Source organism: Saccharopolyspora sp. NPDC050642 (genome assembly GCF_040654735.1).
Taxonomy (GTDB): Bacteria; Actinomycetota; Actinomycetes; order Mycobacteriales; family Pseudonocardiaceae; genus Saccharopolyspora; species Saccharopolyspora elongata.
This window is the reverse complement of record NZ_JBFAIN010000038.1, coordinates 29225-52298: the sequence shown is the minus strand read 5'-3', so window position 1 is coordinate 52298 and position 23074 is coordinate 29225. Positions and strand designations below refer to the sequence as shown.

At 69.8% G+C, this 23074-nt stretch carries 24 protein-coding genes; 10 read left to right on the top strand and 14 right to left on the bottom strand.

The annotated features are described in order from the left end of the window. The first annotated feature begins 20 nt into the window (after nt 1–20). From AB0H93_RS36185 to AB0H93_RS36165, 5 genes are all read left to right on the top strand, one after another. Nucleotides 21–455: a DUF1707 domain-containing protein gene (locus AB0H93_RS36185; RefSeq protein WP_358579458.1), complete on the top strand. Its 435-nt coding sequence runs from the start codon at nt 21–23 to the stop codon at nt 453–455. After that, nucleotides 419–1081 (top strand): DUF3558 domain-containing protein, encoded by a 663-nt coding sequence (locus tag AB0H93_RS36180; RefSeq protein WP_358579456.1) that lies wholly within the window; start codon nt 419–421, stop codon nt 1079–1081. The genes AB0H93_RS36185 and AB0H93_RS36180 overlap by 37 nt, the downstream gene beginning before the upstream one ends. Nucleotides 1082–1398: 317 nt before the next feature. Then, nucleotides 1399–1773 (top strand): hypothetical protein, encoded by a 375-nt coding sequence (locus AB0H93_RS36175; protein WP_093267047.1) that lies wholly within the window; start codon nt 1399–1401, stop codon nt 1771–1773. Nucleotides 1774–1778: 5 nt separating this feature from the next. Continuing rightward, on the top strand, nt 1779–2639 hold the full coding sequence (locus AB0H93_RS36170) for a PPE domain-containing protein (protein WP_358579454.1): 861 nt from the start codon (nt 1779–1781) through the stop codon (nt 2637–2639). Continuing rightward, nucleotides 2636–3433: an ESX secretion-associated protein EspG gene (locus tag AB0H93_RS36165; protein WP_358579452.1), complete on the top strand. Its 798-nt coding sequence runs from the start codon at nt 2636–2638 to the stop codon at nt 3431–3433. The genes AB0H93_RS36170 and AB0H93_RS36165 overlap by 4 nt, the downstream gene beginning before the upstream one ends. 51 nt (nt 3434–3484) lie before the next feature. Here AB0H93_RS36165 and glpD read toward each other — a convergent pair whose 3' ends face one another. Beyond that, complete coding sequence (glpD, locus tag AB0H93_RS36160; RefSeq protein WP_358579512.1) at nt 3485–5212, bottom strand: glycerol-3-phosphate dehydrogenase; 1728 nt, start codon at nt 5210–5212, stop codon at nt 3485–3487. Nucleotides 5213–5318: 106 nt separating this feature from the next. After that, nucleotides 5319–6146 (bottom strand): DeoR/GlpR family DNA-binding transcription regulator, encoded by an 828-nt coding sequence (locus tag AB0H93_RS36155; RefSeq protein ID WP_358579450.1) that lies wholly within the window; start codon nt 6144–6146, stop codon nt 5319–5321. 434 nt (nt 6147–6580) lie between these two features. Between AB0H93_RS36155 and AB0H93_RS36150 the strand changes: the two genes are divergently transcribed. From AB0H93_RS36150 to AB0H93_RS36140, 3 genes are all read left to right on the top strand, one after another. Next, nucleotides 6581–7327, top strand: coding sequence for an MIP/aquaporin family protein (locus AB0H93_RS36150; RefSeq protein ID WP_358579448.1), 747 nt, complete (start codon nt 6581–6583; stop codon nt 7325–7327). A 31-nt stretch (nt 7328–7358) separates the two neighbouring features. Continuing rightward, on the top strand, nt 7359–8864 hold the full coding sequence (gene glpK, locus AB0H93_RS36145; protein WP_358579446.1) for a glycerol kinase GlpK: 1506 nt from the start codon (nt 7359–7361) through the stop codon (nt 8862–8864). 202 nt (nt 8865–9066) lie between these two features. Further along, nucleotides 9067–9516, top strand: a complete 450-nt coding sequence (locus tag AB0H93_RS36140; RefSeq protein WP_358579444.1) for a hypothetical protein — start codon at nt 9067–9069, stop codon at nt 9514–9516. A 54-nt stretch (nt 9517–9570) separates the two neighbouring features. Here AB0H93_RS36140 and AB0H93_RS36135 read toward each other — a convergent pair whose 3' ends face one another. The 10 genes from AB0H93_RS36135 to AB0H93_RS36090 all read right to left on the bottom strand — a co-directional run bounded on the left by AB0H93_RS36135 (nt 9571) and on the right by AB0H93_RS36090 (nt 19519). Beyond that, nucleotides 9571–10308, bottom strand: a complete 738-nt coding sequence (locus tag AB0H93_RS36135; RefSeq protein WP_358579442.1) for an AAA family ATPase — start codon at nt 10306–10308, stop codon at nt 9571–9573. A gap of 122 nt (nt 10309–10430) precedes the next feature. After that, a complete protein-coding gene (locus AB0H93_RS36130) occupies nt 10431–11231 on the bottom strand; it encodes a GNAT family N-acetyltransferase (RefSeq protein ID WP_358579439.1) in 801 nt (266 codons plus the stop codon). Nucleotides 11232–11898: 667 nt separating this feature from the next. After that, on the bottom strand, nt 11899–12351 hold the full coding sequence (locus AB0H93_RS36125) for a L,D-transpeptidase (protein WP_358579437.1): 453 nt from the start codon (nt 12349–12351) through the stop codon (nt 11899–11901). A gap of 475 nt (nt 12352–12826) precedes the next feature. Continuing rightward, on the bottom strand, nt 12827–13591 hold the full coding sequence (locus AB0H93_RS36120; RefSeq protein ID WP_358579434.1) for an arginase family protein: 765 nt from the start codon (nt 13589–13591) through the stop codon (nt 12827–12829). A gap of 54 nt (nt 13592–13645) precedes the next feature. After that, nucleotides 13646–14479: an NAD(P)H-binding protein gene (locus AB0H93_RS36115; protein ID WP_358579432.1), complete on the bottom strand. Its 834-nt coding sequence runs from the start codon at nt 14477–14479 to the stop codon at nt 13646–13648. A gap of 103 nt (nt 14480–14582) precedes the next feature. Beyond that, nucleotides 14583–15572 carry an aldo/keto reductase gene (locus AB0H93_RS36110; protein ID WP_358579430.1) on the bottom strand — a complete coding sequence of 330 codons (990 nt, stop codon included), beginning with the start codon at nt 15570–15572 and terminating at the stop codon, nt 14583–14585. After that, nucleotides 15569–15895, bottom strand: a complete 327-nt coding sequence (locus AB0H93_RS36105) for an L-rhamnose mutarotase (RefSeq protein WP_358579428.1) — start codon at nt 15893–15895, stop codon at nt 15569–15571. Before AB0H93_RS36105 ends, AB0H93_RS36110 begins: the two co-directional genes overlap by 4 nt. Nucleotides 15896–15908: 13 nt before the next feature. Continuing rightward, the gene (locus AB0H93_RS36100; protein ID WP_358579426.1) at nt 15909–16658 is read right to left on the bottom strand and encodes an SDR family oxidoreductase; all 750 of its coding nucleotides are present in this window, start codon (nt 16656–16658) and stop codon (nt 15909–15911) included. Further along, on the bottom strand, nt 16651–17976 hold the full coding sequence (locus AB0H93_RS36095) for an L-fuconate dehydratase (RefSeq protein ID WP_358579424.1): 1326 nt from the start codon (nt 17974–17976) through the stop codon (nt 16651–16653). Before AB0H93_RS36095 ends, AB0H93_RS36100 begins: the two co-directional genes overlap by 8 nt. Before the next feature lie 358 nt (nt 17977–18334). Then, the gene (locus tag AB0H93_RS36090) at nt 18335–19519 is read right to left on the bottom strand and encodes a macrolide family glycosyltransferase (RefSeq protein WP_358579422.1); all 1185 of its coding nucleotides are present in this window, start codon (nt 19517–19519) and stop codon (nt 18335–18337) included. A 412-nt stretch (nt 19520–19931) separates the two neighbouring features. Here AB0H93_RS36090 and AB0H93_RS36085 point away from each other — a divergent pair, with 412 nt between their 5' ends. Both AB0H93_RS36085 and AB0H93_RS36080 read left to right on the top strand, forming a co-directional pair. Next, nucleotides 19932–20618, top strand: a complete 687-nt coding sequence (locus AB0H93_RS36085) for an MBL fold metallo-hydrolase (protein WP_358579420.1) — start codon at nt 19932–19934, stop codon at nt 20616–20618. A 51-nt stretch (nt 20619–20669) separates the two neighbouring features. Next, the gene (locus AB0H93_RS36080) at nt 20670–21347 is read left to right on the top strand and encodes a flavin reductase family protein (RefSeq protein ID WP_358579417.1); all 678 of its coding nucleotides are present in this window, start codon (nt 20670–20672) and stop codon (nt 21345–21347) included. 47 nt (nt 21348–21394) lie between these two features. Here AB0H93_RS36080 and AB0H93_RS36075 read toward each other — a convergent pair whose 3' ends face one another. Both AB0H93_RS36075 and AB0H93_RS36070 read right to left on the bottom strand, forming a co-directional pair. Beyond that, complete coding sequence (locus tag AB0H93_RS36075) at nt 21395–22423, bottom strand: tetratricopeptide repeat protein (RefSeq protein ID WP_358579415.1); 1029 nt, start codon at nt 22421–22423, stop codon at nt 21395–21397. Nucleotides 22424–22658: 235 nt separating this feature from the next. Then, nucleotides 22659–23057, bottom strand: coding sequence for a DUF393 domain-containing protein (locus tag AB0H93_RS36070; protein ID WP_358389687.1), 399 nt, complete (start codon nt 23055–23057; stop codon nt 22659–22661). Nucleotides 23058–23074 lie beyond the last annotated feature (17 nt).

The window sequence follows — 23074 nt, the reverse complement described above, 5'->3', positions numbered from 1 at the left end:
GCCGAACGTAGGATGGAGGCGTGGACAACGGTCGACGGGGCAAGGACCTCCGGATCGGCGACCCCGAGCGGGAGGACGCCATGCGGCTGCTCGGCGAGCACTTCTCCGCCGGGCGCCTCGACGTCACCGAGTACGACGAGCGCTGCCGCCTGGTCGCGGCCGCCCGGTTCCGCTCCGAGCTGACCCCGCTGTTCGACGACCTGCCCGAGCCGCGGCCCAGCGAACCGCCGCGCCCGGTCGCCCCGGCGATCCGCGCCGCGGCGCCGCCACCAGCGGCCGGGAAGATCGCGCTGGCCGTCTGCGCCGTCGTCCTGGTCGTCTTCCTGCTGGTGGTCGCGCGGCAGTTCGCCCTGATCCTGCTGCTCCCGCTGATCGCCGCCCACCGTCACGACCGGCCACGTTTCGTTACGGTGAGGCCATGCACAGCTCGCGGATCCCCGGGGCGTGGCGGCTGAGCGCTTTGCTCGCCGCCGGCTCGCTCACCCTCGCCGGGTGCGGCCTGTGGCAGTCGGAGCCGACGTCGGAGACCAGGGCCCCGCTGCCGCCACCGATGCCCACGACGAGCGCTCCCCCGCCGTTGCCGCCACGCCCGTTCGAGCTCGCCCTCGACGGCGTGGACCCGTGCGAGCTGCTCACCGACGACCAGCGCAGCCAGCTCGGCTTCGACCGGGAGCCGCTGCCGGGTTCCGAGGCGGGCTTCGGCGACGCGGCGACCTGCAGCTACCGCAACACCACGGCCAAGGTCGGCGCCCGGCTGGCGCTGATCACCACAGAGAGCATGGGGGTGTGGACCGACGACACCGCGCAGGTGGAGGCCTCGCCGGTGGTGATCGGCGGCTTCCCGGCGCTGGTGATCAAGACCCCGGGGCTGGACCTGTCCTGCAACGTCGCGGTGGACGTCGCCGAGCTCCAGCACCTCGACGTCCTCTACCGCGACGACGGCGGCCAACCGCCGCCGCCGGTCGACCAGCTCTGCGCCGGCGCCCAGCGGGTCGCCGAGGACGCCCTCGCGAGCCTGGCCGCGCCGGAAACGTCCGCGCCGCCCCAGACGACCAAGCCCCGGCAGACAGCGCCCCAGTAGCCGCGGCTCCTCCGCTCGGGTCGGCAACATCACGTCTTCGGCCGCCACGAGGCCCGCGAAACCGCGCCACGTCCTGCGATGTTCACGCTCTGCAACCGGATGAGCGATACTCACCGCGTTTGGAGCACTCCCCAGCGTGATGTTCACTGACTACAGTGTTCGGCGGACGTTTAGTAGCTTGAGCGCTCGGGCCCCCGCAACCGCCGGGTGCCCGCGAACACCCGGTCAGGGCCCCGCCGCCCTGCATCCGCCCGGGCGTTCGGGCACAAGGGCCTTGCACCCGCCAACCCGGGCCCTTACCTGTGGGAGGGGAAAACGTGCCGCTCACTGCTCCGTGGGGCGACAGCTCGACCAGCGCCCTGCCCGGGATGTCGGGTGGCTCGGTGCAAGTCGAGCCAGCCTCCATCCCGAGGCTGGTGAACGCGCTGCAGGAATCGCTCGACGCGGTCGGCCTGCAGATCGAGCACGCCATCACCGAACTGCGCATCCGGCCCTGGGCCGGCGATCCGATCAGCGCCGACGCCGCCGAGGAGTTCAACCGGCGCTCCGTCGGCGGCGGCGAGGACGCGCTGACCGCGCTGTGCGGCTACCGCGACCAGCTGCAGGCGGCCGCCGAATCGCTGCGGCTCGCCAACCGCCAGTACGAGCGGATCGACGGCGACAGCGCGTACGGCATCGGCGGGGGTTGCTGATCCCGATGAGCGACCACCGTTGGCAGGGATACCGCCACCCCGAGCTGTTCGCGCAGATCCACGAGGGTCCCGGCGCGAACGGCTCGATCGACAGCGTGCGCCGCTGGAGCGAACTCGCCCGCGCGCTCGGCGACATCGACGCCGGGCTGGCGTCCGCCCTGTCGTCGGCGATGGCCGGCTGGCAGGGCATCGCCGCGGACAGCGCGCACGGCGGCGTGCGTCCGCTGGGCAACTGGGCGGCCCAAGCCCAGCAGGCCACCACCGTGATGCGGGAGCGGGCCGAGCAGCAGGCGGAGTTCATCAGCAAGGCCCGCCAGGACATGCCGCCGCCGGTGCAGGTGACCACCGAAGAACCGAGCACCGCGGAAACGGTGCTGACGCACCTCTTCGGCGGGCAGACCGACTACGAGCTGCAGGAGGCCGAGCAGAACGCCGCCGAGCAGCGGGCCTTCGACGTGATGCGCACGTACGAGGCGTCGACGCAGGCCAACACCACGTCGCTGGCGTCGTTCACCCAGCCGCCGCAGGTGGTGGTCGACGCCCCGGTCACCGGTGGTTCCGGGACACCGAGCGGGCAGCAGAACGTGACCATCAGCTGGGGCAGCACCTCCGCGCCCGCGACGCGGATCGCGACGACGCAGCCGACGCTTTCCAGCCGGCTCCCCGAGCAGCGGTCGGGACGGCCGGGTGGCGGCGGTGGGCCGGTGCGCGGCGGTGACGGCCGTGCGGCCGGCAAGCGCGGCCGCAAGGACCGCGACGAGGTGGTGGACCGGAAGGTGACCGAGCAGGTCGGCCGCCCGGGCGGGTTCTTCGACGAACCGCAGACCCTGTCCCGCCCGGTGATCGGCGGCGAGCCCGGCCAATGACGGTCACCGACACCGGCCGGCAGCTGACCCTGTCGGCGCTGGAGTTCGACGTGCTCACCGAGCACCTCGAGTTGGACACCATGCCGCTGGTGTTGAAGGTCCCGTCGCCCGGTCGCACCCACACCGAGCGCGCGAAGCTGGTGGAATCGGCGTGGCGATCGCTGGGCGCCCGCGACCTCGGCCGCCCGACCGAACTCGATCCCGAGCTCGAATGGATGTTGCGGCTGCTGGCGCGCCCCGGCCGCGAGGTCGACGGGCGGATCTGGATGGGTCGCAGCGTGCGGGTGCTCGCGGCGTCCGACGCCGAAACCGAACGAGCGGCGCTGGTCGTCAAGGACCAGGAAGCCCTGAGCCTGCGGGCCGCGGCGGCGACCGGGCTGCCGCGCGAAGCGCTTTCGGTGCTGCCGACGCTGCCGCCCGGCCCGGGCCGTTCGGTGTCCGTGCCCAGCAGTGATCTCGACGGCGCCGCCGAGGAGGCCGGCGACAACGTCGAGCGGCTGCAGAACGCGTTGCAGCGCCGAGGAATCCGCCCGGACGACGCCGAAACCCTGATGAGCATGGTGGCCGGGGTCGAGGCGCGCGGGCAGTTCGGCACCGCGGCCCGGGACCGGTACGGCCGCCGCATCCGCGCCGACCACGTCATCGGATTCTTCGACACCGCGCACGGCCGTTATGCCCAGCTGCGGCGGGAATCGCCGTCCGGCGACGTGTGGAGCACCGTCGCGCCGGTCGACACCCGGCGCCTGATCGGCCACGTCGAGGAACTGCTCGCCGAGGTGTCCGAAAACCAGTGAGTCCCTCGGGATGACAAGCACCCCAAGGGACTCACCGAGCCGAATACGTCCTCACACCACTGGTTCGATGATGCGCTCGCGCGCTTCCGGTGCCGCCGAACGCTTCGCGTCGGCCGCCTGGTCGTCGGGCTGCGTCTGCGAATCCCGCTCCGCCTCGACCCGCTTCGTGTAGACCTCGACCTCGCGGGCGACGCGCGCGTCGTCCCAGCCGAGCACCTCCCCCATCAGCCGCGCGACCGGTTCCGCGCAGTCCACGCCGCGGTGCGCGTACTCGATGGAGATCCGGGTGCGCCGGGTCAGCACGTCCTCCAGGTGCAGCGCGCCTTCGTGGCTGCACGCGTAAACCACCTCGGCCTGCAGGTAGTTCGGCGCCGCCGGAATCGGCTTGAGCAACTCGGGCCGGTCGTCGCCGAGGGCGAGCACGTCGTGGATCTCCGAACCGAAGCGGTCCAGCAGGTGCCGGATGCGGTACGGGTGCAAGCCATGCGCGGCGGCCAGCTGATCGGCCTGGTTGACCAGCGCGTGGTACCCGTCGGCACCGAGCAGCGGGACCCGGTCGGTGATCGACGACGCCATCCGCCCGGTGACGTCCGGCGCGATGGCGTCGACGGCGTCGGCCGCCATGACCCGGTACGTCGTGTACTTGCCGCCGGCGATCGCCACCAGCCCGGGCGCGACGCGTGCGACCGCGTGTTCCCGGGACAGCTTCGAGGTTTCCTCGCTCTCGCCGGCCAGCAGCGGCCGCAGTCCCGCGTACACGCCTTCGATGTCGTCGTGGGTCAGCGGCGTCGCCAGCACCGAGTTGACGTGTTCCAGCAGGTAGTCGATGTCGGCCTTGGTGGCCGCCGGGTGCGCCAGGTCGAGGTGCCAGTCGGTGTCGGTGGTGCCGACGATCCAGTGGTTTCCCCACGGGATGACGAACAGCACCGACTTCTCGGTGCGCAGGATCATCCCGGCCTCGGCGACGATCCGGTCGCGGGGCACCACGATGTGCACGCCCTTGCTGGAGCGGACCCGGAACCGGCCGCGCCCGCCGGAGAGCTTCTGCAGCTCGTCGGTCCAGACGCCGGTCGCGTTGATCACGGCCTGCGCGCGGACCTCGACCTCGTCACCGGACTCCACGTCGCGCACCCGGACGCCGGCGACCCGGTCGGCCTCCCGCAGGAAACCGGTGACCTGGGTGGACGTCGTGATCACGGCGCCGTAGCGGGCGGCGGTGCGGGCCACCATCATGGTGTGCCGGGCGTCGTCGGCCTGGGCGTCGTAGTAGCGGATCCCGCCGATCATCGCGTTGCGCTTCAGCGCCGGCACCATCCGCAGCGCGCCCGCGCGGGAAAGGTGCTTCTGCCCCGGTACGGAGCGGGCGCCGCCCATCGTGTCGTAGAGGAAGAGGCCCGCGGCGGTGTAGGGGCGCTCCCAGATCCGGCGGGTCAGCGGGTACAGGAAGGGGACCGGCTTCACCAGGTGCGGCGCGATCCGGGTGAGCATCAGCTCGCGCTCCCGAAGCGCCTCGCGAACCAGCGAGAACTCCAGCTGCTCCAGGTAGCGGAGTCCACCGTGGAACAGCTTGCTGGAACGGCTGGAGGTGCCGGCCGCCAGGTCGCGCGCCTCCACCAGCGCCACCCGCAGCCCGCGGGTCGCCGCGTCCAGCGCCGCGCCCGCGCCGACCACGCCACCGCCGATCACCACCACGTCGAACTCGTCGGAACCGAGCCGACGCCAGTTCTCCGCCCGCTCCGCCGGGCCCAACGTGCCCTTCAACCGGCTGTCGATTTCGATTTTGTCCTTGGACACCAGGCGTCCTCCTCGCTCGAATCGCGTCCCACCGCTGACCACCCCGCCGACGCGGAACCGGACTCGGCGCCAGTCCGTCCTGCGGTGGTCATCATGCCCGACCTGCACCCTTCGTGCTCGGCACGGCACTCCGCGCATTTCCCGCCTGCTCGACCCGCGCGCCGCGGTCGCGCAGCACCTCGATATCGGCGCTCGTCGTCTGCGAATCCACGATCACGACGTCGAAGTCCTCGACCGGAGCGACCGCGTGCAGCGCCCGCCGCCGGAACTTGGTGTGGTCGACGTAGAGCACGCGACGCCGCGCCGAGGCCAGCATGGCTTTCTTGATCTGCACCATTTCCTGTTGCGGGTAGCAGCAAATCCCGTCGGTCACGGCGGAGACCGACATGATCGCCAGATCGACGCGCAGGTTCCGCAGCGCGTCCAACGCCATCCCGCCGACGAACGCGTCGGCCCACGGCAGGTAGTCGCCGCCCACGCAGATCAGGCTGATGCCCGACGCGCCGGCCAGTTCGCCGAACACCCCGCGGTGGTTGGTGACGACGGTCAGCGGCGCGCGTTCCGGCAGCAGCCGGGCCAGGTACACGCCGGTCGTCGAGTCGTCGAGCACCAGCGCCTGCCCCGGCTCGATCAGTTCCGCCGCGGCCTGCGCGATCTCCTCCTTCTCCGAGGTGTTCTGCTGCAACCGGTATTCCGACGCGGCCTCGTAGAGCAGTGACGAGGCCGCCGAGACATAACCGCGGTTGCGATGCACCAAGCCCTGGGACTCCAGGTCGGCGAGATCGCGGTACACCGTCATCGCGCTGGCGCCGACGGTCTCGACGAGGTCGTCGATCCGCATGGTGCCCTCCGCCATGACCAGCTCGGTGATCTTGCGCCGCCGGTCCTGCTGTTTCCCGGACGGGCGTCGAGCGGACATCGTCGTCCTCCAAAATCCCTGGTCATCGCGCTCCGGCCGACCGGTGCGCGGCTGACACCAGCCTGGCGCGACCGCCGAGCAGGCGCGGTGTCATCACCTAGTTCGATAAAAACACCATCGGAACCGTCTTGCAACGTTTGTTTTCACAAGTCTAATGTGACTTGCCATGCGCAACGATGCCCGGGGTACGCCCCCGTCGCGGGCCGTCCACCGGGCCCGCGCCACCGGTCGATCGAGATCACCGATCGACGGTTCGGGCATCCGCTACTACCAGCCGAGACGTGGGACTAGGCGGTTCAGACCAACCTGTTGCCACGAGTGGCGGCAGGCATGGACACGTGTTGCTATGCGGCAGTACCGTCCCGATCCATTCCATCTCGGACAGTCAGCGAACCCGCCTTTGCCAACGGCGGCATTAAGAGGGGAACGGCAGCATGAGCTTTGGTGAGATCTTCCTCTGGGAGATGATGGGGACGGCGATTCTCACCCTGCTAGGTTGCGGTGTCGTCGCAAACACCGTGCTGCGCAAGAACCGCGGCTACGAAGGCGGATTCCTGCTCGTCAACTTCGGTTGGGGCTTCGCGGTTTTCGCGGGCGCGAGCGTCGCCGCGCCGTCCAACGCGCACATCAACCCGGCAGTGACCCTCGGGCTCGCGGTGAACGGCCAGACGCCGTGGTCCGAGGTCCCGGTCTACATCGCAGCGCAACTCGTCGGCGGCACGCTGGGCGCGATCCTGTGCTGGGCCGCCTACAAGCTGCAGTTCGACACCCACGACGACCCGGCCAACACGCTCGGAATCTTCTCCACCAGCCCGACCGTGCCGAACGCTCCGTGGAACCTCGTCACCGAGATCATCGGCACGTTCGTGCTGGTCTTCTGGATCATCCTCAGCCCGCAGGCGGGTGTCGGTGAAACTCCCGGCGTGCCGTCGTTCGGCAACTCCGCGCTCGGCTACGCCGCGGTCGCCTTCATCGTGATCGGCATCGGCAACTCGCTCGGCGGCCCGACCGGGTACGCCATCAACCCGGCTCGCGACCTCGGGCCGCGCATCGCCTACGCGATCCTGCCGATCCGCGGCAAGGGCTCGGCCGACTGGGGCTACTCCTGGATTCCGATCGCGGGCCCGATCATCGGCGGTGTGCTGGCCGGTCTGCTGGCCCTGGCCCTCCCCATCAGCTGACCGAACGGTCCACTTAGGAAGGTAGAACGAGATGTCCTCGTACGTCGCCGCCATCGACCAGGGAACCACCTCGACGCGGTGCATGATCTTCGACCACTCCGGCCGGGTCGTTTCGGTCGACCAGATTGAACACCGGCAGATCTTCCCGAAGGCAGGCTGGGTCGAGCACGACCCGAACGAGATCTGGGCCAACACCCGGCAGGTCTGCGCGGGCGCGCTGGCCAAGGTCGACCTGGTGTCCTCGGACATCGCGGCCTGCGGCATCACCAACCAGCGAGAAACCACCGTGGTGTGGGAGAAGGCCACCGGCAAGCCGGTCTACAACGCGATCGTCTGGCAGGACACGCGCACCGACGAGATCGTCGGCGAGCTGGCCGCCGGCGAGGGCGGTCAGAACCGGTACCAGAGCAAGACCGGCCTGCCGCTGGCCACCTACTTCTCCGGTCCCAAGGTGAAGTGGATCCTGGACAATGTGGACGGTGCCCGGGAGCGCGCCGAGAAGGGCGAGCTGCTGTTCGGCAACATGGACACCTGGGTGCTGTGGAACTGCACCGGTGGCCCGGACGGCGGCCTGCACATCACCGACCCGACCAACGCGTCCCGCACGCTGCTGATGGACCTGGAACGGCTCGAGTGGGACGCCGACATCTGCGCCGAGATCGGCGTGCCGATGGCGATGCTGCCCGAGATCCGGTCCTCGTCGGAGGTGTACGGCAAGTTCCGGGAGCGCGGCGTGTTCGCGGGAATCCCGATCTCCGGCATCCTCGGCGATCAGCAGGCCGCGACCTTCGGGCAGGCGTGCCTGTCGCCCGGCGAAGCCAAGAACACCTACGGCACCGGCAACTTCGTGCTGCTCAACACCGGCACGGAGCGCGTGATCAGCGAGAACGGCCTGCTGACCACGGTCGGCTACAAGATCGGAAGCCGGGAAACGGTCTACTGCCTGGAAGGTTCCATCGCCGTCACCGGCTCCTTGGTGCAGTGGCTGCGGGACAACCTGGGCATCATCGGCACGGCCCCGGAGATCGAGCAGCTCGCGCGCTCCGTCGACGACAACGGCGGCGCGTACTTCGTGCCCGCGTTCTCCGGGCTGTTCGCCCCGCACTGGCGCTCCGACGCGCGCGGCGCGATCGTCGGCCTCACCCGCTACGTCAACCGCGGCCACCTGGCCCGCGCGGTGCTGGAAGCGACGGCGTTCCAGACCCGCGAGGTGATCGAGGCGATGAACGCCGACTCCGGCGTCCCGCTGAAGTCGCTGAAGGTCGACGGCGGCATGGTGCAGAACGAACTGCTGATGCAGTTCCAGGCCGACATCCTCGGCGTCCCGGTGATCCGCCCGGTGGTCGCCGAGACCACGGCGCTCGGCGCGGCCTACGCGGCGGGTCTCGCGGTCGGCTTCTGGTCCAGCGAGGAGGACATCCGCTCGAACTGGGCCAAGGACAAGCAGTGGGATCCGGCGATGCCGGCGGAACTCCGCGAAAAGCAGTACCACCAGTGGCAGAAGGCGGTCACCAAGACCTTCGACTGGGTCGAGTGAGCCCTTCTCGGCAGTAGGACAGGCGCTTTCGGGCGAGCAGCACCGCGGCGGCGTGACCGGCACCTTGCAGATGAGCTTGGTGACGGGTCACGCCGCCGCAGTGCGAGCGTTCCTTCGCCAGCCGTGGGGACGACTTCGTCCTCGAAGGTGCGCGTCTGGAAAGCTTTCCCGCCTGCGGCGCGGCGGTGGCAGGATCTTCGGCGTGACCGAACGTCCCGAGCTGGTCGTCGGACGAGCCGAAGGTGATCACCTGGCCGTCCGGGTGCTGGGCAGGATGCACCCCGAGTGCGACGACTACTGGGACGGCAACTGGCTGGTCAGTCCCGTTTCGGCCCGGCTGGGCGGGTGCACGGTCCAGATCGGCGCTGCGCTGCGAGTCGATGAGCTCCGGGAGTTCCGGCTCGGGCTGGAGCGGCTGGACCGACGGTTGCGCGGCGAGGCGGTGCTCGTTTCGATGGAGAACTGGATCGCGCTGACAGTGCGGTGCCTGCCGAACGGCTCGTTGTCCGTGGCAGGAGAGCTCGACGATGACATGGGGTCGGGCAACAGCCTGTCGTTCACCATCGCCGGGCTGGACCAGACGGACATCCCAGGCATGGTCACTGCGCTCGCGGCGATCGAGCGCGCCTACCCGGTCCTCGGACGGCCATGATTCCGGCGGATGCTCTCCGGCAGCGACGCGCCCCACATTCGTCGGGGTGCCGGGTCATTCGGTGATGTGCCGCAGGTAGAGGCCGGGATCGGCCAGGTACCGGCGCCAGTGGTCGACCAGGTCGAGCTCGTTCCACTTCACGCGGCGGGTTCCGTGCTCGCCCACCTCGATGATGTCCGCGCCGGGCGTGGCGGCCAGGATCGGCGAGTGCGTCGCGCAGACGATCTGCGCGCCGGAGTTGCCGAGCTCGTGCATCAACCCGACCAGCTTCAGGCAGGACTCGAAGGACAGCGCGGCCTCGGGCTCGTCCATGACGTAGAACCCGCGGTCCTGGAACATCGCCCCGAACACCGTCAGGAACCCCTCGCCGTGGGACATGGTCGAGGTGTCCTCATCCCAATAGCCGTACACGCCGCTCACGGTGTTCAGCAGCCCGAACGCGGTCTCGGCGCGCAGGAAGAAACCCTTGCGCCGCGACCTCGGCCCGGTCAGCATCCGGCTACCGATCGGGGTGGTCTCCAGCTTGAGCACGTCCCCGAGCGGAGTCCTGGGCCGGTCGTTGACGTACTTGCGGCCGGCCCGTCCGCCGTGCGAATCGAGCTTGAAGCCCTCCGCGATCGCCTCGACCAACGTCGACTTCCCGGACCCGTTCTCGCCGACGAGCATGGTCACCGGTGCGGTGAAGGTCAGGCCGCGCTCGGCGAGTTCTGCGACGCACGGCACCGTGTACGGCCAGGTGTCCAACGACTCCGGGCGTTGCGTTTCGGGGATGTAGACGCGGCGGACGAGCATCAGACTTTCCTATCGACCGTCGTAAACAGGTACACAGCCCCGAGCCTGCCTGGCGCACTTGGGCTTCGCCGAGGATCGCACATGTCCGGAACGCAAGGCGCGGCGTCGCACCGCGGCTGGGATCAGTTCTTCAGGCTGTAGAAGTGCATCGGCGAGTTCGGGTTGAAGCCGATCCGCGGGTACACAGGTGCCCCGGCGACGGTCGCGTGCAGGGTGGTGCGGGTCAGTCCGGTGGCCCGGCCGCCCTCGTGCAGCGCCTTCCGCGTCACCGCCTCGCCGTATCCCCTGCGCTCCCACTCCGGGGCGGTGGCGACGAGCACGACGAAGAGACGGCCTGCTGCTTCCACGGCTGCAGCGCACGTCACCGGCACGCCGTCTCGCAGGCCCAGGTAGGCGTGCACCTGGTTCTTCCACAGCGTCGAGCCGACGAGCCCGTCGCGGCCGTCCTCCAAGGGGAATCCGTAGGCACGCGAGTTGAGATCTGCGTAGGTGCGCAGCTGTTCGTCGGTGGTCACGCGCACGAATGTCAGGTCGGGGTGGCTGGGCTCGGGAATGGGGAGCAGATCTCCGGCCATGCCGGTTCCGGGGAAGGCGTGCTCCAGGCCCACTCGCTCGGCTACTTCACTCAGCGCCGCGCGTGCGTCATCGGCGAGGAGGCCCTCGAAGATCCACAGGAAGCCCGGGTACTGCTTCGAGCGCATGATGTCCGCTGCCTGGCCCAGTCGTTGCCCGACGAGTTCCGCGTCCGCGCCGACTTCGGTCAACGTGATGCAGTTCCAGAAGAGGAACCGGCAGTCGGCCCAGCGAACGGCGATGCCCGGGAGGTCTCTCACATCGGCACCCGGATCACGGTCGAGCACCATGTCGCGCCAGACCACCGCGAGCTGTTCCATCGATTCGATCGAGTCCGCGAGGTCCGTCACCGAGGCTCCTCAAATTCGTCAAGCGCGCAGGGAGCAAGCCGGTTCGGTACGCGACTTCTGGCGGCCCTGTGGATCATAGGGCGCACCCGCGATCACACGCGTGCGCCCGAACTCGTCCGGCCGGGGTGGTGACGGCGGTCGAACGCTCGCGACCTCTGCGAAGACCGGGGAAGTCTTCCCTGGTAGCAGGGGTTCTTCGCGAGCAGATCCGTTGGAACCCAGTTATTCGGCTGGGCGGCCTGTTCCAGAGCGCGCAGTGCGCTTCGGCAGTCGGAGATCATGCGAAAGGGCGAAGGGAAGTTCGGCGGACGCTGCAGCAGCGCAAGCCACCCTCGCGGCGAGCAGCGGCCGCCCGCAGTGCGGTTTCTCAGGAACACCCGCGTCCCGGCGCATTCAGCTGATTCTTGCTGGAGAGTCGCACCGGGAAGCGGGGGTCGGAGACGTAAGCACGATCGACTCAGTGCGGCAGGACGAGCTGGTTGAGCCGGTCCACCACAGCGTGGACCGTGACCGGTTCACCGCCGCTGCCCGAACCTGCCCATCCTTCGGATCGATGGAGGGAGCCCTGCCCCCGGAACCTTCACGTTCCTCCGCAGTGGGCGACGCTTCTTGTCCACAACGGACTTTCAGAGGCGTTCGCTCGGCAGGATGCCGCGGATGCGGGCCGTCAGGGGACGACCTGGACCTCGTCGCCCGGGTTCAGGTAGTCGAAGAACCGCTTCGCCGCCGTTGTCGACAGGTGCACGCAGCCGTTGGACTTGGCCCGGAGGCTGCCCTCGTGGAACGCGACGCCGGTCTGGGTGAAGAACACCGAGTTCGGCATCGGCGCGTTGTTGAACTCCCGGCTGCGGTGGTCGGCGTCCTTCCACTGCACCCGGTGGATGCCCGTCGGGGTCTCCGAACCCGGCTTGCCGCTGGTGATCGGCACCGGGCCGTAGCTGGTGCTTCCGTCCTTCTGGAGCCAGGCCTGGTTGGTCGACAGGCTCACGCACGCCTTGGCGCTCGCCCGGCAAGGGCTCGGACTGCCGCCCGCGGCCTGCGCGGTGGCCACCCCGCCGGTCAGCACGCCGCCCGCGACCAGAGCCGCCACGGCCAGCGCGGACGCTTTCCTGCTGTTCATCTTCCTCCTCACATCTGCGTGCGCATCGCTGTGCTCGCATCGACGGTGCCACATTCCCGTGCGGCGTCCGGAACCGCTGAATGGTCGCGCCACGCCTGGCAGCAAATCCGAGATGGGCGCGTGTGATGTCCGATTGCCCTTCTCCGCTGGGAAAACAGCGTATCGGGACCGAGTGACGAATCCCACTCCGGGGCCAAATGGCCGATGAGCAGGCAGTAAGCGACCGAACACCCGGAGTGAGAAATCAACGGTCGGCGGGCCGTATCCGGGCCGACGGCGACCGCACCGAGACCCCGGTTCGCGGCTGCCCTGCCGGATGGGTTTGCGGCCGGGTGGTGCGTGCCGAACGCACCACCCGGCTCATGGCACCGCCGCGCGCCGGTCGAGGGGCGACGCGTCGCGACGTGGCGGTGTGGCTCTCCCGGGTGCGGCTGGCCGCGCTCGGGCGAAGATCGTTGCTGTTCCGGCGAAAGACCTAGTGCGGCGCTTCGCTCGCCGCCAACAGGTCTGCCAGGACTCGCGCCCTGGCTTCGCCGTGCTGTTCGTCGGGCCGCCAGGTGCAGGCGACGTCGAATGCCCGGACCCTCCCGGTGGCCATGATCCGCCGGATCGCGTTGAGCACCGCCGAACGCGACGGCCCACCGCCGACCGGGAAGCTCATGCCGGGCAACTCGGCGGTGTCGATCACGTCCACGTCGATGTGCAGGAGCAGCGGCCCGTCCGGCAGGACGTCCTCGGTGATCTCATCGACCTCGCACCGCGCGATGTCCGAGGTCGCCAGGTACTCGACCTCCGCCTCGTCCAGGTCCCGGGCGTCCACCAGCAGCGCACGGTCCTCCGGCAGCGGGCGGAGCCCGAGCCGGTCCGCGATCAGCTCGGGGCGGTAGCCGACCGCTATCCGCAGCGGCATCCCGCCCACGTAACCGGATTCCGTGGTCTCGACGGTCTGCACGTCGCCGTGCGCGTCGAACCAGACGATCGCCGCGTCGGTTCCCGCCCGCTGCAGTCCGGCGAGCACGGCGAGCGACACCATGCAGTCCCCGGAGACCACGGTCGGCACCTCGCCTCGGCCGGCGACCCGGGCAACCTCGTCGACGGCAACGGAGTACAGCGCGCCGAGGCGCTGCCACACGTCGCCGTCCGGCAGCGGTATCTCCACCGTCGTGGCGGAGGATGGCAGCGGGAGGCCGGGCTCCGGCAACCGCTCGTCGAGGTGGTAAGGAACCGAAACAATCGCCATATCAGGAGATTAGGCGTTCCGGAACTCCATCGGCGACCGGTTTTCCGGGCCGCATCAACGGAAGTCGTCCGCGTGGTCGACCGCCCACTGGGCGAACGTGCGTGCCGGGCGTCCGGTCACCTGCTCAACCGTCCGCACCGGCGGCTCCGCGTTCTCGACGTTCCGCGCCCCGTAGGAGAGCAGTGCGTCGACGATGGCTTCCGGCACGCCTTCGGCGACCATGTGCGCGCGGGCCTGCTCCAGCGTCTGCTCCTCAAGCCCGATCTCGCGGCCGATCGCGGCGCTGATCGCCTGCACCTGCTCGCGCACCGTGAGCGCCTCCGGCCCGCTCAGCGCGTAGGCCGCTCCGGCGTGCCCGTCCTCCAGCAAGGCGGTCTCCGCCACCGCCGCGATGTCGTCCTCGTGGATCGGCGTCTGCTGGGCATCGACGAACGGCTCGCGGACGACTCCTTCGGCGCGGATCGAGCCGGCCCAGGCGAGGGTGTTGGTCGCGAACGCGCCGGGTCGCAGGAACGTCCACTCGAAGCCGCCTGCTTCCACGGCTTCCTCGATCACCCGGTGCCGCTCGCCGATCGCGTTGCCGTCGGCGAACTCCACCGCCTTCGACGACAACACGACGACACGACGGACACCGGCCGCCTTCGCCCGCTCGACGAACGCCTCGATCCCTTCGGGCACCGGGAACAGGAACACGCTGTCGACCCCGGCCAGCGCCTTCGCCAGCGCATCCGAATCGGCGAGGTCGCCCTGGAACACCTCGACATCACTCGGCAGCCCGGCCGATTCAGGGCGCCTGGTCAACGCCCGCACCTGAGTCCCAGCGGCCAGCAGGCGATCCACCACGCGCCGCCCTACATTCCCCGTCGCACCGGTTACCAACACGGTCATGAAGAAATCCCCTCAGAGCGTTCGATGATCACTTCCCAAGCTAGAACCTCCACCGCGCTCGAGGTCAAATGAATAACCCGGAATTCGCATCAGCCCGGTGTCGTCAAACCGGAAGCACCGAATCGGAGCGCAGCAGGCCCTCCGCGATCAGGTCGCCCCAGAGCTCGGCCGGGACCGCGCGGCCGAACAGTTCGGCGTTGCCACGGACCTCCGACGCGGTTCGAGCGCCCACCACGACGCTCGCGACCGCCGGGTGCGAAGCGACGAAAGCCATCGCGACCTGCGGCACGCTCGCGCCGTGCCGGTGGATCACCTCGGCCATCCGCGCCACGCGATCCCGCACCTCCGGCGCGGCCGGGGCGTAGTCGTACATCGCTTCCGGGCCGGGCTCGTCGGTGGCCAGCACCCCGCCGTTGAAGACGCCGGCCGCGAGCACCGATACGTTGCGCCGGAGGCACGTCGGCAGCATGGTGTCCACTGCGGACTGTTCGAGCAAGGTGTACCGGCCCGCCAGCATCACCGCATCGACGTCGGTTTCGGCGGCGAACCGCTCCAGCATCCGCCACTGGTTCATGCCGACGCCGATCGCACCGATCACGCCCTGCGACCGGAGCTCGTGCAGGGCCGGGTACGCCCCGCCGACGGCCTGTTCCCAGTGGTCGTCCGGGTCGTGGATCAGCACGACGTCGATCCGGTCCAGGCCGAGCCGGTGCAGGCTGGCATCCAGCGAACGCCGCACCCCGTCCGCGCTGAAGTCCCACACCCTCCGGTGGTCGGCGGGAACGTCGAAGCCCGCGTCGTCCCGCCGCGCCGAGCCGCGCGGATCGGGCACGAGCAGCCTGCCGACCTTGGTCGACACGACCAACTCGTCGCGCGGCCGCCCGGCGAGGGCCCGGCCGAGTCGGCGCTCGGCCAGCCCGAGCCCGTAGTGCGGGGCGGTGTCGAAGAAGCGGATGCCCGCACGCCACGCCGCATCCACCGCTCCGAACGCGGTGTCCTCGTCCACCGCGCGGTAGAGGTTGCCGATCACCGCGCCGCCGAATCCGAGCGCCGAGACCGAAACCGCCGATCCGCCCAGCCGAACGGACTTCATGCGCCCCCGCTCCCGGGCAGCTCCCACACCTGCGTCAGGCCGGTGTCGGTGCCCGAGTAATCGTCCTCGACGGCCAGCAGCTCGGACATCGTGGCCTGCCAGGCGACGTTCGCCGGGTGGTCGCGCAGCGCATGCCGCATCGCCTGGTAGTCCTCGACCTCCACGACGTGGAACAGGTCCTGGCCGTCGCGCCAGATCCGCCAGCTGTGCACGCCCGCGGCGCGGAGAGCCGCATCCAGGTCCGCCGGGATCACCGCGTGCACCTGCTCGTACTCCGCTTCCTTGCCGGGTTTCAGCTTGGTGTGCAAGGCGATTCGCTGCATCTCCGGCTTCCCCTCAGCTCTTCCGCAGGCGCAGGCCCTGCATCCCGCCGTCCACGGCGAGCGCCGTGCCGGTGGTCGCCCCGGCCGCCGGACCGGCGAGGTAGGCGACGGCCCCCGCGACCTCGGCCGCCGACACGAGCCGGCCGGTGGGCTGGCGGGCCTGCAACGCGCGCAGCTCCACCTCCGGATCGTCGGCCGCCTCGAGCAGCCGGCGCACCCACGGGGTGTCGACGGTGCCCGGGTTGATGCAGTTGACGCGGATTCCCTCCGCCACGTGGTCGGCGGCCATCGCCATGGTCAGCGACAGCACCGCCCCCTTGCTCGCGCTGTAGAGCGCCCGGTTGGGCAGTCCTGCGGTGGCCGCGATCGAGCAGGTGTTCACGATCGCCGCGGCCGAGGACCGGCGCAGGTGCGGCAGGCATGCCCGGGTCGTGCGCACGATGCCCAGGACGTTGACGTCGAAGACCCGGTTCCACTCGTCGTAGGCATTGGCCTCGACGGTGCCCTGGGCACCGATTCCGGCGTTGTTGACCAGGACGTCCACGCCGCCGAGCCGCTGCACGACCTGCTCGACGGCGGCGGACACCGACTCCTCGTCCGTCACGTCGCAGCGCAACCCCAGCACGTCCGCCGGCGCGCCGGAGGGATCGAGGTCCAGGGCGGCGACGGAGGCTCCGCGCGCGGCCAGCTCGGTGGCAACCGCCAGCCCGATGCCCGAACCGGCCCCGGTGACGACGGCGGTCCGTCCGGCGAATTCACTCATGCATCCGTCCCCTCCCGTTCGACGTCCACACCGGGCCGTCGGGATACGCGTACTCGACCAGCGTTTCCGGTCGCAGCTGTGCGGAGAACCCGGGGCGGTCCGGTGCCAGGTAGTTGCCGCCGCGGATCGTCACCGGATCGACGAAGTGCTCGTGCAGGTGATCGACGTACTCGATGACCCGGTCATCCATCGACCCCGACACCGCGACGAAGTCGAACATGGCCAGGTGCTGCACCAGCTCGCACAGGCCCACCCCGCCCGCGTGCGGGCACACCGGCACCCCGAACTTCGCCGCGAGCAACAAGATCGCCACGTTCTCGTTGACACCGGCCACCCGCGCGGCGTCCAGTTGCAGGTAGGACAGGGCGTTCGCCTGCAACAGCTGCTTGAACACCACCCGGTTCGCCACGTGCTCGCCGGTGGCGACCCGGACCGGGGCGACCGCCTGCGCGATGGCCGCGTGGCCGAGCACGTCGTCCGGGCTGGTCGGCTCCTCCACCCACCACGGGTCGAACGGCGCGAGTTCCCGGATCCAGTCGATCGCGGCCCCCACGTCCCAGCGCTGGTTGGCGTCGACGGCGATACGGATGTCCGGACCGACCTCCTCGCGGGCGATCCGCATCCGGCGGACGTCGTCCGCGAGGTCCGCACCGACCTTGAGCTTCAGCTGCCGGAACCCCAGGTCGACCGCCTCCCGGCAGAGCCTGCGCAGCTTCTCGTCGGAGTATCCGAGCCATCCCGGCGTCGTGGTGTACGCCGGGTAACCGCCTTCGCGGAGCTCCGCCGCACGGGCGGCGCGCCCCGGCTCGGCCCGGCGCAGGATGTCCAGCGCTTCGTCCGGGGTCAGGGCATCGCTGAGATACCGGAAGTCGACGAGGTCGACCAGCTGTTCCGGCGTCAGCTCGGCGAGCAGCTGCCACAGCGGCTTGCCGGCCCTCTTGGCCTTCAGGTCCCACAGGGCGTTGATCACGGCGGCGATCGCCATGTGCACCACGCCCTTCTCCGGGCCCAGCCAGCGCAGCTGGGAATCGTGCACCAGCTCTCGCCACATGCCGCCGAGGTCGTCCAGGGTGTGCTGGAGGTCCCGGCCGATCAGGGCCGGTTCCAGGGCCTTGATCGCGGCGGTCTGCACGTCGTTGCCGCGGCCGATGGTGAAGGCGAAGCCGTGCCCCTCGACCTCGTCCGGCGCATCGGTGTCGATCACGACGTAGGACGCCGAGTAGTCCGGGTCCGGGTTCATCGCGTCCGAACCGTCCAGCTCGCGGGAGGTGGGGAACCGGATGTCGTAGGTCCGAATCCCCCTGATCGTCCCAGTCATCACGTCCACCTCGTTTCGGGCACGTCCGCGCTCCTCCCGGCAACGCGTGCCCTCAGGTATAGCTACCGGAACAGCGAATTCCAAGATTCACTTCGCGCCCGGCGTGCGGTACCGGGTCGGCGAGGAGGACCGATCGCCGGTTTCACCCGCAGGTGGACCACTCGCAGAAGGACTGGGCCGCCGGGAGCCCCCGCCGTGAACGTGCTGCGGGATTGCGGGCTTGCATTGCCCGGCCGAGACCGAGCAGCGGCTCGACACCGGGAGCGGGCTTCGCGGAACGCGACACCACCCTGGCTCGTCGCCCGGCGGCGGATGGTGGGCTGCCCGATGGCCCGGCAGCCCACCTCGACCGCTCTCGTCAGAGCAGGGACTCGGCGACTTCGGCGGCCCGCCGCAGGCCGCCGGATTCCAGGATTTCCCGCCGCATCTCCTTCAACCGCAGCCGGATCACCTCACTCGAGGTGACCTGCTCCAAAGCGGCCCGCAGCTGCTCCGGGGTCACCGACTCGCAGTCGACCTGCGTGCCCAGCTGGAGCTCTTCGATCCTGGCCGCGTTCAAGAACTGGTCGGCCGCCTGCGGAACCGCGATCAGCGGCACCTCGTGGTAGAGGCCCTCCATGGTGCCGCCCATGCCCGCGTGCGTGATGAACGCGCTCGCCTGCGACAACACCCGCAACTGCGGAATCCATTGGCGCACGTCGAAATTCGGCGGAATCTCGCCGAGTTCCGCCGGATCGGTCGACCGCCCCACCGACATCACCACGTGCCAGTCGAGGTCGGCGAACGCGCGCATGCACTTGCGGTAGAACTCCACCCGGCCGTTGTAGGCCGAGCCCAGGGAGATCACGAGCACCGGACGGGAGTCCGGAGCCTGCCAATCGCCCTGGAACGCGCGCTCGGTCAGCATCGGCCCCACGAAGGTGTAGGAATCCACGACCCGTTCCCCGAAGTACTGGAAGGAGCGGGGAATGGTCACGACGCAGCGGTTCGACGCCTCCACGTCGTGGAAGACCAGTCCGGTGCCCTGCTGGGCGAAGTACTCGTCGTACTTCGCCCGCACCGCGAGGGCCTCCGGCGACAGCTCAATGCCGAAGGTCTCCTCAACACCCTCGAAGTACACGTGGGTCGGAGACAGCTGGAGGCGGGGCACCTGCCACTTCTCCGACAGCACGAGCGCATGGAAGGCCGCGATGTCGTACACGATGAGGTCCGGCCGGTCGGCCGCGTACGCCTGTTCGAGCTGCGGCACCACGGCCATCATCTCTTCGAGGAACATCTCCTGGGCCGCGACCTGTTCTTCCGGCCATTCCTGCGTCTCCGCCGATGGGCCCGGCAGCATCGAGGTGTAGCGGACCGGCGTCGCGCCGGCCTCCGCCACCTGCGTCGCGAAGTCATCGGTCGTCGCGTACGTGACGCGGTGCCCGCGGGCCACCAGTTCGGCGACCAGCCCGAGGCCCGGGTTCACGTGCCCGTGCGCCGGAATCGACATGAACGCGATGTGCGCGGGCCTGGTGCGGTAGCTGTTCTGAGCCGTGTCGGCCATCTTGTTCTACTCCTGATCAGGAACGCCCTCGCCGCAGCGAGGAGCGCGAAAGGTAATCGGATCGCCGCACCGGTCGCATGCAACCGCCTCGCAACGAACACCTGAGCGCTGACGACCGGACACCAGCGGTCAGCGCTCGGAGGTTGCGAGCGGTGAATTCGCGGACTGGGAATGATGCGCACCGAAGTGCGGTGGAATCAGGCGGGGTAGCCGCCCGGGGACCGCCGCCGTCGCGGCGTCCTGATCAGAGGTAGTACTGCACGTGGGCCATGCGCCGAGCATAAGGGACGGCCCCGACCGATGTCGCGCCGATTTTCGCAGCACAGGTGCTGCACCCCTGGTCGCGCTTCAAACCTGTTCGCCCGCAACGAAAACAGCGGGAGTCGACCCAGCAGTGACTTACGTTGACGGCATGGACGTGACCGAAGTGGTGCCGAACCTGTACTTCCTGCAGCTCGAGTTCGGGCAGGCGTACCTGTTGCGCGAGGGCCGCTCGGCAACCCTCATCGACACCGGGATCGCCGGGTCCGGCCCGGCCATCACCGGGCTGCTGGCCGAACTGGACGCCGAGCTCGACCGGATCGTCATCACCCACGGGCACGAGGACCACACCGGTTCCGCGGCCGAACTCCGTGCCGCGACCGGCGCGCCCGTGCTGGCCCACGGCGCGGACGCGCCCGTCGTGCGCGGCGAGCGGAAGCAGGCCGATCCGGTGCTGCTCGACTGGGAACGTCCCCTCTTCGAGAGCATCGCCCCGACTCTCCCGTCTCCGCCGCCCTGCCCGGTCGACCAGGAGCTCGCCGACGGCGACGTGCTGGACTTCGGTGGTGGCGCACGGGTTCTCTCCATCCCGGGGCACACCGATGGAAGCATCGCTGTTTACTTGTCAAAGAGCCGAATTCTCTTCACCGGAGACACCATCGCCAACGTCGGTCGGCTGATGCTCGGCACGTTCAACGTTGATCGCGCGCGAACCATCGAGTCGTTCCACCGCGCCGCGGAACTCGACACCGAGGTCGCCTGCTTCGGCCACGGGGAGCCGATCACCGGCAATGCCGGCGCCGGACTTCGCGCGGCGGCGAAGCAACTCACGGCGTAGTCCACAACACTTCGCTCCTCACCGAAGCAACACCTCCCTACCGTTCCACCTATGGAAACCACGTCGCCCAGCAATGACATCCGAACCGGCAGCGGTGCCGATGTCGACCACGTGACCATCGCGCCGAGCGTCCTGTACTTCGGAACGCCGGTGGCGTTGCTGTCGACCGAGAACTCCGACGGCACCGCGAACCTCGCGCCGATGTCGTCCGCCTGGGCCCTCGGCGACGTGATGGTCCTCGGGTTGGGCGACGGCTCCCACACCGCGTCCAACCTCGAAGCCCGACCCGACCTCGTGATCAACTTCCCGTCGCCCGAGCAGTGGCCCGCGGTTGAACGCCTCGCGCCCCTGACCGGCCGGAACCCTGTCCCGGACCAGAAGCGCGGCGTGTTCCGCTTCGAACCGGACAAGTTCGGTGCCGCCGGGCTGCGCCCGGAGCCCTCGGAACTGGTGCGCCCGCCCCGCGTCGCCGAGTGCCCGGTTCAGCTGGAGGCCCGCGCGACACGGGTTCGAGCCGATGCCACCGGAAGCTTCCGCATCATCGAGGCGCGGGTTCTGCGGGTGCACTGCGATCCGCGCATCGTCGTTGCCGGCACGAACCACATCGACCCGACGGCGTGGAGTCCCCTGATCTACAACTTCCGCCACTACTTCGGGCTCGGCCGGGAACTAGGTCACAGCTTTCGTTCCCAGACCCCGCGCCCTAGGGAAGCGACAGCGTCGGTGTAAGCCGGTGTTCGACCGGGCTCGAGCGGATGCGCGCCGAAGGCGCTTGCTCAGGCTGCGATCTCTGCCATTTCGCTGATCGCCTCCTCCACCATTCGCCTGGTGTGCCGCAGTTCCCGGCTGTCCAACCGGTCCCGCAAGGCGCACAGGTCGTGCTCGGTGGCGGGACGCGGCCGCCCCAGCTTGTCGAGGCTCTTCAACAGGCCCAGCTCGGCCAACGCGGCGCCGCGCGGTTCGTTGATGGACTGGAACATCTGCTTCGCGTCCCGGTACGTGCGTGCGGCCTCCCCGTACCAGCACGCGCGGAAGAGGACGTTGCCACGCATCTTGCGGTTGTAGGCCAGCGCGCTGGCCAGGTCCATCCGGCGGCAGATCCTCTCGGCTCGCGACAACAGCTGCAGCGCCTCGTCGTGCTCCCCGCGCAACGACATGACGTCCGCCATCCCCCTCAGGGCCCAGGCCAGGCCGCGCTCGTCCCCGCCTTCCTCCGCGATCTCGGCGGCCTCCGCGAACCGCTCCCACGCGGAGGCCAGGTCGCCCGCGTTGCGGTCGAGCTGGGCCAGGCCCTCCAGCGCCCACACCGTGTGCCGGCACTCGCCCCGCTTGCGGGCCTCGGCCAGCAGCTGCACATGCAGCTCGCGTGCTTCCTCGTAGTCCCCGCGGATCCGCAGCGTTTCGGCGATCCCGGCGACCGAGTAGCCGTACGCGATCAGTTCACCGGACTGCTTCGCGAGGTCCCGTGCGTAGCTGAGCCAACGCACCGCGGCCGCCATCTGTCCGCGCTGGCGGGCCAGGGTGCCGCCGCTCCATAGCGCCCACGCCATCGCGCCCCGCTCCCCCGCGCTGCGGGCCGTCCGATAGCTCGCCCGCCACGCCGCATCCGCCTCGTCGAGCCGGCCGAGGCGCCGGTACGCCTCCGCGACCGCCAGCCGCGCCTGGGCGAGCGCCAGGCCGACGCCCTCCTCCGCCGCCTGGGACTCGCGCTCCAGCGCCGCCGCCAGCACATCCCCGAGGGCCGCGTTCACCGACATGTCCCGGAGCTTCCCCTGGTACTCCGGAGCGAATGCCTTGCCGTACATCTCGAGCCACCTGGCCTTTCCACCGCGTTGGTGCTCAAGACGCACCAAGTTGATTTGCGGCCACGCCCTCCGCCGATCCCCTGAAGCGGAGGGCGGGCCACTCCGAACCCCCGAACGACTTCAAAGCTATTGCGTCGCGAGGGGTCGGCGGCTCGGCCGAATTGGCAGCCCGGGTCAACCGATCGGCCAGGAAGGAGGCAGTGCTTCTAGTACTTTTGGCCGAGGTCGGCGGCGGTCAGGAACGAGCCGAATGGCCCGGACGCTCCGCAGGCGGCAGTTGGCAGGCCGGGGTGGCGCCCGGCAGCCGGTATCGGTTCGCCGCGACCCATCGGTATGCCCACTCCGCCAGCAGCCGCAGCACCGGGGCGGACATGAGCAGACCGAGCACCGGCCACGGCGTGCGGCAGTTCTTGAGCAGCTCCGCGACCGCGGCCGCGCCGCCGAACACGCGGCCCGACCTGGCTACCCACAGCACCTCGTGCCGGGCCCGGTCCGATGTGGTCCGCAGTGCGGCGAGATCTGCCTCCTGCCACGGCAGGATGCGCATGCGCACCGGCAGCCGCTCCGCGAGCCGCACGCTGCGCGTGCAGAATCCGCAGTCGCCGTCGTAGATCAGCACTGGCAGGTCTGCCATGCCGCGCACGCCCCTTT

Excerpts from the sequence above, each read along its gene's own strand:
- AB0H93_RS36165 (WP_358579452.1), top strand. The coding sequence starts at position 2,636 with ATGACGGTCACCGACACCGGCCGGCAGCTGACCCTGTCGGCGCTGGAG.
- AB0H93_RS36115 (WP_358579432.1), bottom strand. The coding sequence starts at position 14,479 with ATGACCGTGTTGGTAACCGGTGCGACGGGGAATGTAGGGCGGCGCGTG.
- AB0H93_RS36150 (WP_358579448.1), top strand. The coding sequence starts at position 6,581 with ATGAGCTTTGGTGAGATCTTCCTCTGGGAGATGATGGGGACGGCGATT.
- AB0H93_RS36170 (WP_358579454.1), top strand. The coding sequence starts at position 1,779 with ATGAGCGACCACCGTTGGCAGGGATACCGCCACCCCGAGCTGTTCGCG.
- AB0H93_RS36155 (WP_358579450.1), bottom strand. The coding sequence starts at position 6,146 with ATGTCCGCTCGACGCCCGTCCGGGAAACAGCAGGACCGGCGGCGCAAG.
- AB0H93_RS36100 (WP_358579426.1), bottom strand. The coding sequence starts at position 16,658 with ATGAGTGAATTCGCCGGACGGACCGCCGTCGTCACCGGGGCCGGTTCG.
- AB0H93_RS36095 (WP_358579424.1), bottom strand. The coding sequence starts at position 17,976 with ATGACTGGGACGATCAGGGGGATTCGGACCTACGACATCCGGTTCCCC.
- AB0H93_RS36125 (WP_358579437.1), bottom strand. The coding sequence starts at position 12,351 with ATGAACAGCAGGAAAGCGTCCGCGCTGGCCGTGGCGGCTCTGGTCGCG.
- AB0H93_RS36135 (WP_358579442.1), bottom strand. The coding sequence starts at position 10,308 with ATGCTCGTCCGCCGCGTCTACATCCCCGAAACGCAACGCCCGGAGTCG.
- AB0H93_RS36080 (WP_358579417.1), top strand. The coding sequence starts at position 20,670 with ATGGAAACCACGTCGCCCAGCAATGACATCCGAACCGGCAGCGGTGCC.
- AB0H93_RS36070 (WP_358389687.1), bottom strand. The coding sequence starts at position 23,057 with ATGGCAGACCTGCCAGTGCTGATCTACGACGGCGACTGCGGATTCTGC.
- AB0H93_RS36075 (WP_358579415.1), bottom strand. The coding sequence starts at position 22,423 with ATGTACGGCAAGGCATTCGCTCCGGAGTACCAGGGGAAGCTCCGGGAC.
- AB0H93_RS36110 (WP_358579430.1), bottom strand. The coding sequence starts at position 15,572 with ATGAAGTCCGTTCGGCTGGGCGGATCGGCGGTTTCGGTCTCGGCGCTC.
- AB0H93_RS36120 (WP_358579434.1), bottom strand. The coding sequence starts at position 13,591 with ATGGCGATTGTTTCGGTTCCTTACCACCTCGACGAGCGGTTGCCGGAG.
- AB0H93_RS36105 (WP_358579428.1), bottom strand. The coding sequence starts at position 15,895 with ATGCAGCGAATCGCCTTGCACACCAAGCTGAAACCCGGCAAGGAAGCG.
- AB0H93_RS36090 (WP_358579422.1), bottom strand. The coding sequence starts at position 19,519 with ATGGCCGACACGGCTCAGAACAGCTACCGCACCAGGCCCGCGCACATC.
- AB0H93_RS36085 (WP_358579420.1), top strand. The coding sequence starts at position 19,932 with ATGGACGTGACCGAAGTGGTGCCGAACCTGTACTTCCTGCAGCTCGAG.
- glpK (WP_358579446.1), top strand. The coding sequence starts at position 7,359 with ATGTCCTCGTACGTCGCCGCCATCGACCAGGGAACCACCTCGACGCGG.
- AB0H93_RS36180 (WP_358579456.1), top strand. The coding sequence starts at position 419 with ATGCACAGCTCGCGGATCCCCGGGGCGTGGCGGCTGAGCGCTTTGCTC.